The 12,642-nt window shown below is 58.7% G+C and carries 12 protein-coding genes and 1 tRNA gene; 9 read left to right on the plus strand and 4 right to left on the minus strand.

From position 1 onward, the window contains the following. Positions 1-14: 14 nt before the first annotated feature. The 7 genes from AC2FD9_RS07205 to AC2FD9_RS07235 are packed head-to-tail and all read left to right on the plus strand — an operon-like array spanning position 15 to position 8,422. The gene (locus AC2FD9_RS07205; RefSeq protein ID WP_496836464.1) at positions 15-2,138 is read left to right on the plus strand and encodes a 4Fe-4S binding protein; all 2,124 of its coding nucleotides are present in this window, start codon (positions 15-17) and stop codon (positions 2,136-2,138) included. Between the two features lie 13 nt (positions 2,139-2,151). Further along, positions 2,152-4,059 (plus strand): TAT-dependent nitrous-oxide reductase, encoded by a 1,908-nt coding sequence (gene nosZ, locus AC2FD9_RS07210; RefSeq protein ID WP_496836103.1) that lies wholly within the window; start codon positions 2,152-2,154, stop codon positions 4,057-4,059. A 3-nt stretch (positions 4,060-4,062) separates the two neighbouring features. After that, positions 4,063-5,319, plus strand: coding sequence for a nitrous oxide reductase family maturation protein NosD (locus AC2FD9_RS07215; protein ID WP_496836104.1), 1,257 nt, complete (start codon positions 4,063-4,065; stop codon positions 5,317-5,319). Next, a complete protein-coding gene (locus AC2FD9_RS07220) occupies positions 5,309-6,202 on the plus strand; it encodes an ABC transporter ATP-binding protein (protein ID WP_496836106.1) in 894 nt (297 codons plus the stop codon). Before AC2FD9_RS07215 ends, AC2FD9_RS07220 begins: the two co-directional genes overlap by 11 nt. Next, complete coding sequence (locus AC2FD9_RS07225; RefSeq protein ID WP_282170237.1) at positions 6,199-7,020, plus strand: ABC transporter permease; 822 nt, start codon at positions 6,199-6,201, stop codon at positions 7,018-7,020. The genes AC2FD9_RS07220 and AC2FD9_RS07225 overlap by 4 nt, the downstream gene beginning before the upstream one ends. Further along, entirely contained in the window at positions 7,017-7,532 is a 516-nt protein-coding gene (locus AC2FD9_RS07230) for a nitrous oxide reductase accessory protein NosL (RefSeq protein WP_282170236.1), read from the plus strand. Before AC2FD9_RS07225 ends, AC2FD9_RS07230 begins: the two co-directional genes overlap by 4 nt. Next, a complete protein-coding gene (locus AC2FD9_RS07235; RefSeq protein WP_282170235.1) occupies positions 7,529-8,422 on the plus strand; it encodes an FAD:protein FMN transferase in 894 nt (297 codons plus the stop codon). The genes AC2FD9_RS07230 and AC2FD9_RS07235 overlap by 4 nt, the downstream gene beginning before the upstream one ends. A gap of 82 nt (positions 8,423-8,504) precedes the next feature. On the opposite strand, the gene AC2FD9_RS07240 is transcribed toward AC2FD9_RS07235, so the two are convergent. The 4 genes from AC2FD9_RS07240 to AC2FD9_RS07255 form a co-directional block, all read right to left on the minus strand. Next, a tRNA-Ser gene (locus AC2FD9_RS07240) sits at positions 8,505-8,594 on the minus strand. A 171-nt stretch (positions 8,595-8,765) separates the two neighbouring features. Continuing rightward, positions 8,766-9,797: a hypothetical protein gene (locus AC2FD9_RS07245; RefSeq protein ID WP_496836108.1), complete on the minus strand. Its 1,032-nt coding sequence runs from the start codon at positions 9,795-9,797 to the stop codon at positions 8,766-8,768. Between the two features lie 177 nt (positions 9,798-9,974). Then, a complete protein-coding gene (locus AC2FD9_RS07250) occupies positions 9,975-10,292 on the minus strand; it encodes a DUF3775 domain-containing protein (RefSeq protein ID WP_058275224.1) in 318 nt (105 codons plus the stop codon). An 87-nt stretch (positions 10,293-10,379) separates the two neighbouring features. Next, entirely contained in the window at positions 10,380-11,153 is a 774-nt protein-coding gene (locus AC2FD9_RS07255) for a DUF1365 domain-containing protein (RefSeq protein WP_496836109.1), read from the minus strand. Between the two features lie 148 nt (positions 11,154-11,301). On the opposite strand from AC2FD9_RS07255, the gene AC2FD9_RS07260 reads away from it, so the two are divergent. Next, positions 11,302-11,958: a sigma-70 family RNA polymerase sigma factor gene (locus AC2FD9_RS07260; RefSeq protein ID WP_282119536.1), complete on the plus strand. Its 657-nt coding sequence runs from the start codon at positions 11,302-11,304 to the stop codon at positions 11,956-11,958. A 10-nt stretch (positions 11,959-11,968) separates the two neighbouring features. Beyond that, complete coding sequence (locus tag AC2FD9_RS07265; protein ID WP_496836110.1) at positions 11,969-12,619, plus strand: ChrR family anti-sigma-E factor; 651 nt, start codon at positions 11,969-11,971, stop codon at positions 12,617-12,619. Positions 12,620-12,642 lie beyond the last annotated feature (23 nt).

Genomic DNA, 12,642 nt, shown 5'->3' on the forward strand with positions numbered 1-12,642 from the left:
CCCTGTCCTGCCTGATGGCGATCAGTGCCCATGCTGACAGCCTCGCCAGCTTCCTGCCTGACATCACCCCTTCTGAGTTGGTCCCCGAAGCCGATGCCTTTGGTCCCGTGCGCGATGACGTGCCCGTTGCTCCGGTTCTAAAGGGCGGCGAGACCATCGCATGGGCTTTTCTGACCTCGGATTTCGTCGGCACCACCGGCTATTCCGGCAAGCCCATCCACGTGGTCGCCGCCATCGACGACGACGCAGTTCTGGCCGGAGTGAAACTAGTCAAACACTCGGAACCCATTGTTCTGATCGGCATCCCCAATTCGCGCATGGTCGAGTTGACCGAAGGTTATGCCGGGCTGGACCTAAAAGTCGAAGCTGAGACCGGTGGTGAGGGGCATGACCTCGATATCATTTCGGGCGCGACTGTGACGATCATGGTGATTGATGACAGCCTGGTTCGTGGCGGCATCAAGGTAGCCCGTGCGCTGGGTCTGGGTGGTCTGTCGCCGCTACAGGCCGATGGTCCCAAGCGCGAAATCGATATGGCTAAGAACTCAGTCTATGACTGGACCACTCTGTCCGGCGATGGCTCGGTCCGGCGCCTGACTTTGGATGTCGGTCAGGTCAATGCCGCCTTTGCAGCCACAGGCGATCAGCGCGCCATCAAACGCCCGGAACCGGGCGAGCCGAATGACACGTTCATCGACATGCATGTGGCGCTGGTCTCGGTCCCATCGGTCGGCAAGTCCCTGTTGGGCGAGGCCGAATATCAGAATCTGACCGAGTGGCTGGACGAAGGTGAACAGGCCATTCTGGTGCTGGGGCGTGGGGCTTACAGCTTCAAGGGTTCAGGCTATGTGCGCGGCGGAATTTTCGACCGGATTCAGCTTATTCAGGGCGACAATTCGGTGCGGTTCTTTGACAAGCAGCAAGAGCGTCTGGGCAAGGTTGCGGCCCCGGATGCGCCCAGCTTCACCGAACTGGATATCTTCAAGATCCCTGCCGAGGCCGAGTTTGACCCCGCCGAGCCGTTCCGCCTGCAATTGCTGGTGCAACGGGCCGTGGGCGCGGTTGAGAAGACGTTCCTGACCTTCGATCTGGGCTACAAGCTGCCCGAGCAATACCTGCTGCCCGTCACCGCCCCGGCGGTTGTTGACGATGCCACGGGCGAAGCCGCGGCCAAAGCCGCACTTTGGAAGCGCATCTGGAAGGACCGCACGGTCGAGATCGCCGTGCTTGGCGTCATGCTGCTGGTGCTGACCGCAACCTTCTTCTTCCAGTTTCACGCGACGATGAATGCACGGGTCTTCTACTGGTTTCGCATCGGGTATCTGACCATGACCCTGTTCTTTATCGGCTGGTACGCCAATGCGCAGCTGAGCGTGGTGAACCTGATGGCATTGGCAGGCAGTCTGCGGACCGGCTTCTCATGGGATGCGTTCCTGCTGGATCCACTGGTCTTCATCCAATGGTTTGCCGTCGCCGCCGCGTTGCTATTCTGGGGCCGTGGTGCCTACTGCGGCTGGCTGTGTCCATTCGGCGCACTGCAGGAGCTGACCAACAAGATCGCGCGGGCCTTACGCGTCCCGCAATGGACGCTGCCTTGGGGCCTGAACGAACGCCTCTGGCCCGCAAAATACATGATCTTCCTCGGATTGTTCGGCCTCAGCTTCGTCTCGATCCCGCTGGCCGAGAAATATGCCGAGGTAGAGCCGTTCAAAACCGCGATCATTCTGAAATTCATGCGCGACTGGCCATTCGTGGTCTTTGCGCTGACCTTGCTGGGGATCGGGCTGTTCATCGAACGGTTCTACTGCCGCTACCTCTGCCCGCTGGGCGGAGCGCTGGCGATCCCTGCCCGAATTCGCATGTTCGACTGGCTGCGCCGCTACAAGGATTGCGGCACTCCCTGTCAAACCTGCGCCAACGAATGCCCCGTTCAGGCCATCCACCCCACCGGTGAGATCAATCCGAACGAGTGCGTCACCTGCCTGCATTGTCAGGTGCTCTACCAGTCCGAGGACAAATGTCCCGTCGTTATCCGCCAGCTCAAGCGGCGGGCCAAGACAGGGTCGGTCGATCTCAAGACCCCACTCGGACAACCACCGGCGAACCATCCGAACGCCAAACCGAAAACCGTTTCCTAAAGGAGGAACGATCATGTCCGAACATGACAACAAACTGAACATCACACGTCGCGGGATGCTGGGCGCAACCGCAACCGGCGCCGTGCTGGCCGGGACCGGTCTGGGTTCGACCCTGATGACCGCAAAACAGGCCAGCGCCGCCGTCAATGCCAACCTGCAGCCCGGCGAACTGGACGAATATTACGGCTTCTGGTCCTCGGGTCAGACCGGTGAACTGCGTATCCTTGGCTTCCCTTCCATGCGCGAGCTGATGCGGGTGCCGGTCTTCAACCGCTGCTCGGCCACCGGTTGGGGCCAGACCAACGAGTCGCTGAAGATCATGACCGATGGTCTGCTGCCGGAAACCAAGGAATTTCTCGCCAAGCGCGGCCTGAAAACCTATGACAACGGCGACCTTCACCACCCGCATATGTCGTTCACCGATGGTACCTATGATGGCCGCTATCTGTTCATGAACGACAAGGCCAACACCCGCGTCGCCCGCGTGCGCTGCGATGTGATGAAATGCGACAAGATCACCGAGATTCCGAACGCCAAGGCGATCCACGGTCTGCGTCCGCAGAAGTTCCCACGTACCGGTTATGTCTTTGCCAATGGTGAGGATGAAACCCCGCTGGTCAACGATGGCACAGTGCTGGACGATCCGTCGCAATACGTGAACATCTTCACCGCGCTGGACGGCGACACCATGGAGGTCGCGTGGCAGGTGATCGTGTCGGGGAACCTCGATAACACGGACTGCGACTATCAGGGCAAATACGCCTATTCGACCTCGTACAACTCGGAAATGGGTATGAACCTGGCCGAGATGACCGAGAACGAGCTGGATCATGTCGTTGTCTTCAACCTCGCAGAAATCGAAGCAGGGATTGAGGCCGGTGACTATCAGGAACTGAAAGGCGTCAAGGTTCTGGACGGCCGTAAGGGTCAAAACAAGAAATACACCCGTTACATTCCGATCCCGAACTCGCCGCATGGCATCAACACCGCGCCTGACGGCAAGCACGTCTGCATCAATGGCAAGCTGTCGCCGACCGTTTCGATCATGGACGTTACCAAGCTGGACGCCCTGTTCGAAAGCGATGCCGATCCACGGTCCTGCATCGTGGGTGAGCCGCAGCTGGGTCTTGGCCCGCTTCACACCGCTTATGACGGTCAGGGCAACGCGTTCACCACGCTGTTCCTGGACAGCCAGATCGTGAAGTGGAACATCGACAAGGCAATCGAGGCTTACGGCGGTGCCGATGTGGACCCGATCATCTCGAAGGTCGACGTGCATTATCAGCCGGGTCACAACTCGACATCGATGGGTGAAACGAAGGACGCCGACGGCAAGTGGCTGATTTCGATGAACAAGTTCTCGAAGGACCGCTTCCTGAACGTCGGCCCTCTGAAGCCCGAGAACGAGCAGCTGATCGACATCTCAACCAACGAGATGAAGGTGGTTCACGACGGCCCGACCTTTGCGGAACCGCATGACTCGATCATCGTCCGCAGCGACATCGTCAATCCGGTCAACGTCTGGGATCGCGCCGACGTCACCTGGGAAGATGCCCGCAAACAGGCCGAGGCTGATGGCATCGATCTGGAAGAAGGTGCCGAGGAACCCATCCGCGATGGCAACAAGGTGCGGGTCTACATGACATCGCAGGCGCCGACCTTCAGCCTTGAGAAGTTCACCGTCAAACAGGGCGACGAGGTAACAATCTACGTCACCAATCTGGATGACGTGGACGACGTAACCCATGGCTTCTGCCTGGGTAACTACGGCATCGCCTTCGAGATCGGGCCAATGGCAACCGCGTCGATCACCTTCACTGCGGACCGTCCGGGCGTGCACTGGTTCTATTGCCAGTGGTTCTGCCACGCACTGCACATGGAAATGCGCGGCCGGATGCTAGTCGAGCCGCAGGGAGCGTAACCCATGCGTTGGCCCCTGCTCATACCGCTCCTGCTCGGCTCGCCCCTTTGGGCGGCGGACTGGGATGTGCCCAACCGGGCGCGGGCCATCAATGAAATATTGGCGCAGGCGGCGGATGGGGACACCCTCCGCCTGAGCCCCGGTATCTATACCGAAACCCTGGTTCTGGACCGGCCCGTCACCATTGACGGGCAAGGACAGGCCACCATTGACGGACAAGGCGAGGGCAGCGTCATCACCGTGACCGGGCCCGGTGTAACCGTGCGCGGTCTGACAGTGATTGGTTCCGGTTCAAGCCATGACGGGATCGACAGTGGCATCCAGCTGACCAAAACGGCTAAGGCGCCGGTGGTCGAGGATAACGTGCTGCTGGGCAATCTTTATGGCGTGGACATTCATGGTGCCAAGGACAGCATCGTTCGTGGTAATCGCATTGAAGGTCGCCAAGACCAGCGAATGAACGACCGTGGAAACGGAGTCTATGTCTGGAACGCGCCCGGTTCCGTGGTGGATAGCAATGACATCCGCTATGGCCGCGACGGGATCTTTGTGAACTCGTCGAAAAAGAACACCTTCACCGGCAACCTGTTCCGCGACCTGCGTTTTGCGGTGCATTACATGTATGCGGACGACTCAGTTGTCAGTGACAATGTCTCGATCGGTAACGATCTGGGTTATGCGGTGATGTTCACGACCAATGTGAAAGTCGCCGACAACGTCTCAATCGGTGACCGTGAACATGGCGTGATGCTGAACTACGCCAACAAGAGTCAGATCACCGGCAATGTCGTGATCGGTGCCAAGGAAAAATGCACCTTCCTCTATAACTCCAACAAGAACGAATTCACCGACAACTGGTTCCAAGGATGCGGCATCGGTATCCACTTTACTGCCGGGTCCGAGCGCAACCGGATCGTCGGAAACGCCTTTGTCGGCAACCGGACCCAAGTGAAATACGTTTCGACCAAATGGGTCGAGTGGTCCGAAGACGGGCGCGGCAATTACTGGTCCGATTTTGCGGCCTATGACGTGGACGGCGACGGCATCGCCGACGCCCCTTATCGCCCCAATGACAGTATGGACCATGTGCTGTGGACCCAACCCGCGGCCAAACTTTTGCTCGGCTCCCCCGCCGTGCAACTGGTGCGCTGGTCCCAATCGGCCTTCCCGGCGCTGTTGCCGGGCGGTGTGATGGACAGCAACCCACTGATGCAAGCCCCTGAACCCCCAGCAATGAAAAAGGTGCCTCATGACGGATAAGGCCCTGAGTATTACCCAAGTCAGCAAGGACCGAGGTAAAACCCGTGTTCTTGACGATATCACCCTGTCTCTTGCCCCTGGTCAGCGCGTGGCGCTGCTGGGCCATAACGGCGCGGGCAAGTCGACCCTGATCAAATCTATCCTCGGTCTGACATCGATCCATGTCGGAACCATCCGGATCGGAGATGCCACTCCCGGCAGTGCGCAGGCGCGGCGGGATACTGCCTATTTGCCTGAGGCAGTGTCGTTTCATCCTGCGCTGACGGGCCGCGAGCAGCTGACCTTATTTGCGCAACTTTCCGGGTCCAGGGCCGATGTCCCCAGCCTGCTGGACCGCGTGGGCCTTGGCAACGCTCTGGACCGCCGGGTCGGAACCTACTCTAAAGGCATGCGCCAACGTCTGGGTTTGGCGCAAGTGCTGCTGGGCCGGCCAAAAGTGGCGCTGTTGGATGAGCCAACAAGTGGTTTGGACCCGATCTCGCGGCAAGACCTATATGCCATCATCGATGAATTGGCCGGGCAAGGCACAGCGGTCCTGATTGCCTCCCACGCTCTCACCGAGGTCGAAGCCCGCACCGACCGCATCGCCATCATGCGCGAGGGCCGAATGGTTGCGGATGACACGCTCAACAATCTGTCGGCGCTGGCTGGCCTGCCGATCCGCCTCAAAGTGCGTGCCAGCGCGAACCCCGAAGCACTTGCCGCCGAACTGGGCGGCAACCGGATCAACGGAGCATCTGTGGAACTGCTCTGCTCGCCGGATGACAAGATGGAGGCCCTGCGCCGCATCGCCGGACTGGGCGACGCCGTGGCGGATGTGGAAATGACCCCGCCCAAACTTGAAGACCTCTACCGCCATTATGCACAGGAGGAGATGCAATGACCCGCTTCCTCGCCATCACCCGCACCGAGATGTTGATCCTGCGCCGCAACCGCTGGCTGTTGATGGCCACGCTGATCATGGTGCTGTTCGCCTTGGCCCTGACCTTTGCAGGCAGCGCGCCGACCGGCACGCTGGGCGTCGATATGCTGACGGTCTCGGTCGCTTCGATGACCACGCTTTCGGTCTATCTTGCGCCGCTGCTGGCGCTGATGATCGCTTTCGACGCCATCGCAGGCGACGTGGACCGGGGCAGTCTGTCGTTGCTGCTATCCTACCCCGCCGGACGCGGAGAAATTCTGCTGGGCAAATTCACCGCCCATCTAGCGGCATTGGCCTTTGCCATGACCATCGGTTTCGGCACCGCAGGCGCAGTGGCAGCGTGGTTCGGTGGCGCGGGCCCCGAAAGCCTGATGGCTCTGGCGCGCCTAATCCTTACCTCCATCTTGCTGGGCGCCGTTTTTCTGGCGCTGGGATACCTGCTGTCTGCTCTGGCAAGGGGCGCTACGGCGGCGGCAGGTCTGTCGGCCGGGCTCTGGCTGGTCTTTGTCGTCCTCTATGATCTTGGCTTGTTGGGAGCCGTGGTCATGGATGAGGGCGGCACATTCACCCAATCCGTCTTTCCATGGGTGATGGTGGCCAACCCGGCCGACGCATTTCGGCTGTGGAACATTTCCGCGACCGAAGGCGTCGCAATGGCGTCCGGCATGACCGGTGCGGCCCAAGCTCTGCCCGTCTGGGCCGCGCCCGCCTCGCTGCTGATCTGGCCGATACTGGGCTTTGCCCTCGCCCGCGCCGCCTTCCGGAGGGTTGAGCCATGAAACGTCTTGTGCTGATTGCGCTGATTGCCTTGGCGGCTTGCAAAGAGGAGGTCGCCGTTGCTCCCGACCCGGTTGATCTGACTCCCGATGCCCTGAGCTTCTTCTGCCAAATGAATATCGCCGAGCATGGTGGCCCCAAAGGGCAGATCCACCTGGAAGGATACCCCACGCCGCTGTTTTTTGCGCAGGTGCGGGACATGGTAGCCTATCTCAAAAGCCCCGAACGGGACGCTGATATCACCGCCGTCTATGTCAGCGATATGAGCGTTGCACTCAACTGGCGTCAGCCTGGCATCTCGAATTGGATCGACGCCGACGGCGCGACATTTGTTGTCGGCTCCAACGTGGCAGGCGGCATGGGTGCGCGTGAGGTGGTGCCATTTTCCAACCCAGCCGATGCCGCATCATTCATCGACCAGTATGGCGGTGCCGCTCTGCCCTTGTCCGAAATTCCTGATACCGAGGTGCTAGGCCCGGTCGATCTGGGCTTACTACTGGAGACACCCGCATGACCTTTCTGTCCCGCCGCCGGTTTCTGACCATCTCGGCTGCAAGCGCGGCCTGCCCTGCAATCGCTAGCCCTGCTACAGCAGCACGGTGGCGCGGTTCCGCATTGGGCGCACCCGCCAGCATGCAGTTGGTCGGGCTGACAGATACCCAAGCCCGCCCCGTTTTTGCCGCCGTCGAAGCCGAAGTCACACGGCTGGAAGATATCTTCAGCCTGTATCGCCCGAAATCCCAACTTTCGCGCCTGAACCGCGATGGGTTTCTTATGCAACCAGCGCCCGAGCTCTTGAGCCTGTTCAGCCTGTGCACAGTTTTGCACCAGAATTCAGGGGGCGCTTTTGACCCGACAATCCAGCCTCTCTGGGCTGCTCTGATCAACGGTGACGACGCCACAACCGCCCGCAAATCCATCGGGTGGGACAAGGTCACGGTTAATAACGATGTCATCCGCCTGCCCTACCCAGGGCAGTCGGCGCTGACTCTGAATGGAGTAGCGCAAGGGGCAATCACAGATCGCATTGCTGCGCTGCTCAGGTCAAAGGGGCTGCAAGACGTTTTGGTCGATATGGGGGAAGTCGTGGCCCTGGGACAAACTCACAATGGGCGCGATTGGCAAGTCGGTTTGGCAGGCGCCGAAGGTCAGATCACTAAGCGTATCTCTCTGCGCGACCGAGCTGTTGCGACCTCTGATGCCGGTAACCTGATGCTGACTGACGCTCACGGTCACATCCTCAGCCCCGCCGGTCAAACACCAGCGCGCCGGATTTTGTCGGTATCTGCAAACTCCGCAGCGCTCGCCGATGGGCTTTCAACAGCCCTGTGCGCACTGTCTGACGGAGATATACCGAGCGTTCTAAACCGTTTCCAAGATGCGCGACTAGAGATGAAAGTCTAACCCGGACCACACGAGTCGGACAAAAACGTCGCGCAATATCGGTAACAAATGAGTTCGCGATTACGTCCGATTCAGAGTGTAATGGCGGAGACGAAGGGATTCGAACCCTCGAGACCCTTCCGGGCCTACTCCCTTAGCAGGGGAGCGCCTTCGACCACTCGGCCACGTCTCCGCTGGCGGGTATATCCTTGCATGTCGACCAGATACAAGACGATTTTGATCGAGCGCGATATTTTTCTGAAATCGATTGCGCTGATGCTGTTGGGATGCATTTGCTTGGCGAAAGCGCTGCCCCATCTGTTCCCTAATGCGATTTGGAACTATGAGGAGCGTCACCGCGACGTTAGCCCGGTTCGTCAGCTTCGATTGCCGCTCGCATGAGAAACAGTGTCGCCGGGTCCAGATTATTTTGAGCCATAATAGCTTCGAAGTTGGGGTTCAGTGCGTTGGTGCCCCAAGGTCGTACGGCCAGGGCAATCCAAATCGCAACAGTGCTGTCTTTGTCCAACTGATGCCTAAACACATCCAAGATCCGGGGTCGCAACTTGGGATAGGTCGTTCCGCCATCGGCCAGACTGCGGATCAGGAATCGCTTTTCGTCAGCCGTGCGTCCAGACCGTTCCAGCGACTTTTCGATTTCAAGTATTGCCTGTTCCCCATCCACTGCGATACCCGCCAAACCCCAGTCGTACAGGTTGAGACCCCCACTGCGAAGCGCGCTTTGATAGCCAAGCCTTACACGTTCTTTGGCCTTTGGATCCGACTGAAGACCCAACAATCGGATAAGTGCCGGTGCGTAGGCTAAACGATTGGGATTGCGAAGATCCTGCAATAATTGTGCGGTTGGCACGGCATCGGTCAGGTGGGTCAAAAGCCAAAAGGGCGCGCGATGGATTTCGATCAGCGCCGTGTTGCGCAACAGGCGATCTTCATGTGTGAGATAGGCACTAAAAAAGGCAACCTGCGCCGCGCGATCCGGCGCGCCACTGGCCCAGCCCTGCCCTTCGGCACGCAGTGTTTCAAGGAAATGGGCCCGATCCGGTGTCATCAAGAACCCCTTGGTCCAACCGCTGGGCAGGCTGCGGCCGGCCTTGTCCTGATACCCCGTCCCGTAGACCATCAAAACCGTTCTGTCCGGATTCGCACGAAAGGCGGATCGCATGACACTGTCGACCAGGAAAGGTATTTCGGGCAAAGCCTCAACCTGTTCCGGCGTGCCTTTCAAAACCGAAACGGGGGTGAACCTGAAAGGGTTGTCTGGCGATGGTGCCGCCAGCACGATCACACGCGCCGAAAGAATCCGGTCCGCCAGAGAATACTCCGGAAGCTCAACGCAGACGCCGCAGGCTTGAGCCGGGCGAGGCTCGAAGCCCACGCAAAGCGCGAGTACCGCAAGCATTTGCAAGACGCGCCACATGGATCACGCTCCGTCTAAAAGCACCCCAGCCTGAATGCGGGCTTTCGGGTTTCCTGATCATGTTATCCAAAAACCGGCTATTCGGCGAATGGTTTGCAATTTGCAGGCTGCACCGGTTGCACATAGCCGGAGCACTTACATCAGGTCGTTTTCCACGTCCTCAGCCGAGATGCCCAGTGCATCCAAGCCATTTTCAAGGTGATCCGACAAGTGCGGCGTACCAATCAGGTAGTCCGCGCAAGGGGTCGAAGCCTCGGACTTGGCTGTTGCAATGGCCTCAGGCAAATCTTCGGCGAAAAAGCTTTCGCGCCCGACCCACATGACAGCCACCAGTTCGGCCTGTTCGTCCTCGCTCATCCGGTCGATGAAGGCGCGCAATTCGCCCTCGGCGCGACCCAACTCGCGCCCCATCATCGCAACCTGAGCGATTTTCCTTGGCGAAATTTCCATCATGACCCAGCTCCTCGTATTCGCGGTTTCAATAATACCACAACCATGAGGAGGGGGCTGAGTCTTTGATCTTAAGCAAAGACCTAAGCGCTAAGGCTTGCGACTGCGAGATATCGGCCGATCGGGCACAGGGGCGGTTCGGAACGGGACAAACCGGGCCTTTTTGATCTTAAGTTTGATCGCCTGCCAGATAATCAGGAAAAACGCACGCCGCGCACCGAAGGGGCGCCGCAGCAACGACCACACGATCGCCCGGTTGGACAGCGGTGCACGCGGTCCGGTCAGGGTGGCAATCAATCCACCCGCTTTTCGACCATAGTCAATCCAGACGCCGATACGCTCGGGGCGATGGTCGAACCGGAACTCATACGTCCCTTCGATCTTTTGAAACGGTGAGACATGCATCAGCTTGTCCGCAACGATGCGATCAGTCGGCTGGATCGGGGCAAACCCGGGATTGTTGCACAGATAGCTGTGGCGCGTGCCGTAAGTGTTCGTAACCTCTGCTACCACCGCATATAGTTGTTCATCGGCATCGAAACAGAACCAGAAGCTGACCGGATTGAAGACATGCCCCAGCACCCGTGGCTGCGTCAGCAACTCAAGTCTTGCAGGTTGCGTCACACCCATTTCGTTGAATTTGGCTCGCAACCACGCCGCACCCTTCCCATTGCCGGGTTCACCGCCATGGTCACGATCTCGCCAATACATCGCGTTTACGCGGTTCATCGAAAACAAAAGCGGTGTGTCAGGCCGGGCTTCGGGGTCCATCAAGATGTAATCGATGGAATACCGAAACGCATTCTCGATCCCGCCTTTTCGACCGTGGTAAGTATGGCCTGAAATATGGTCGATCCTGTTCATTCTCGTCAGTGTTCCAATTCGCCTGCAAGCCGTTCAAACGCGCAGTTTTCTTCGATATATAGATACTTATCATACGAAACCTGGTCCGGTTCGGATTAAAATCGCATCACAATGTGATCCAGCTTGGGGCTTACCGCGTAATGTTGTTATGTTTACCGAGATCGATACCGCGACCTTGGATGAACCGGTGGCCAGCAGGCCTTCACAGAAACCGTGGCGCGCAAAGAAACGCATCAAGGGAAAACCGGTGAACCGAGCGCAAGACAGTTGTGACAAACGAGCTGAGTGGGTGGACCACGTCAGACGCATAAGGGACGCACAGGATCAGGCAGCGTTTGCTGAGTTGTTTCAGCACTTCGCGCCGCGGATCAAGGCGTTCCTGATCAAGTCGGGCTCAGATGCGGCCATGGCCGAAGAGTGCGCTCAAGAGGTCATGGTCACGCTGTGGCACAAGTCACATTTGTTCGACCCCACGCGGGCAACCGTGGCCACATGGGTGTTCACGATCGCCCGGAACAAGCGAATCGACGTCCTGCGCAAACAACGCCGCCCCGAGCCCGAAGAACTGGGATGGGGACCCGAGGCTGAACCGGAGCAGGACGACATACTCGTGCTGCAACAGGAAACCGCGCAGCTGCGCAACGCGATGACCGCGCTGCCAGAGGCGCAAAGACAACTGATCGAGAAAGCCTATTTTGGCGATCTGAGCCATCGAGAAATCGCTTCTCAGACTGGATTGCCACTGGGAACGATCAAATCACGGATACGGCTGGCGCTGGACCGCTTGCGCCATGCGATGAATTGAGATGACGGATATGAGCAATAAAATCAAACATCACCTGACAGACGACCTGCTGATGGCTTACGCCGCAGGCACTCTGCCCGAGGCTTTCGACCTGATGGTCGCGACACATCTTTCCATGTGCAATCAATGTCGTGCTCAGGCCGAAAGCTTTGACGCCGTTGGCGGATATGTCCTGGAAGAACAGGACGAGACCGTTGCGATGAACGACAAGGCACTTGCGGAAACGATGGCTTTGATCGCAAACGGTGCGCCGATTGCCAAACCTAGGCGAGCCGGCTGCTCGGTTTTGCCAAGCCCGTTGCAGGATTACGTTGGCGGCGATGTGAACGACATCCGCTGGCGACCAATCGGCATGGGGGTCAAGCAGGCGATCCTGCCGACGACCGGTGATGCAACAGCTCGGTTGCTGTTCATTCCGGCGGGCACCGCAGTTCCGGATCACAGCCATAATGGTGTAGAGCTGACAATGGTTCTGCAGGGCGCGTTTTCGGATGAAGTCGACCATTTCGCCCGTGGCGATGTCGAAATTGCAGATGAAGACCTGCACCATACGCCGACAGCCGACATCACCGAGGATTGCATCTGCCTGGCGGTCACTGACGCGCCGCTGAAATTCAACAAGCTGATGCCGCGTCTGTTCCAACCGTTCCTGAAGATCTGACGCAATCAGCGCTCATGTGGTAC

Source organism: Ruegeria sp. YTSC230, from assembly GCF_059609665.1.

Bases quoted from the DNA above. Each gene is read 5' to 3' on its own strand.
- AC2FD9_RS07260 (WP_282119536.1), top strand. From the start codon at position 11,302: ATGTTTACCGAGATCGATACCGCGACCTTGGATGAACCGGTGGCCAGC.
- AC2FD9_RS07205 (WP_496836464.1), top strand. From the start codon at position 15: ATGGCGATCAGTGCCCATGCTGACAGCCTCGCCAGCTTCCTGCCTGAC.
- AC2FD9_RS07230 (WP_282170236.1), top strand. From the start codon at position 7,017: ATGAAACGTCTTGTGCTGATTGCGCTGATTGCCTTGGCGGCTTGCAAA.
- AC2FD9_RS07235 (WP_282170235.1), top strand. From the start codon at position 7,529: ATGACCTTTCTGTCCCGCCGCCGGTTTCTGACCATCTCGGCTGCAAGC.
- AC2FD9_RS07215 (WP_496836104.1), top strand. From the start codon at position 4,063: ATGCGTTGGCCCCTGCTCATACCGCTCCTGCTCGGCTCGCCCCTTTGG.
- AC2FD9_RS07265 (WP_496836110.1), top strand. From the start codon at position 11,969: ATGAGCAATAAAATCAAACATCACCTGACAGACGACCTGCTGATGGCT.
- AC2FD9_RS07250 (WP_058275224.1), bottom strand. From the start codon at position 10,292: ATGATGGAAATTTCGCCAAGGAAAATCGCTCAGGTTGCGATGATGGGG.
- AC2FD9_RS07255 (WP_496836109.1), bottom strand. From the start codon at position 11,153: ATGAACAGGATCGACCATATTTCAGGCCATACTTACCACGGTCGAAAA.
- nosZ (WP_496836103.1), top strand. From the start codon at position 2,152: ATGTCCGAACATGACAACAAACTGAACATCACACGTCGCGGGATGCTG.
- AC2FD9_RS07220 (WP_496836106.1), top strand. From the start codon at position 5,309: ATGACGGATAAGGCCCTGAGTATTACCCAAGTCAGCAAGGACCGAGGT.
- AC2FD9_RS07225 (WP_282170237.1), top strand. From the start codon at position 6,199: ATGACCCGCTTCCTCGCCATCACCCGCACCGAGATGTTGATCCTGCGC.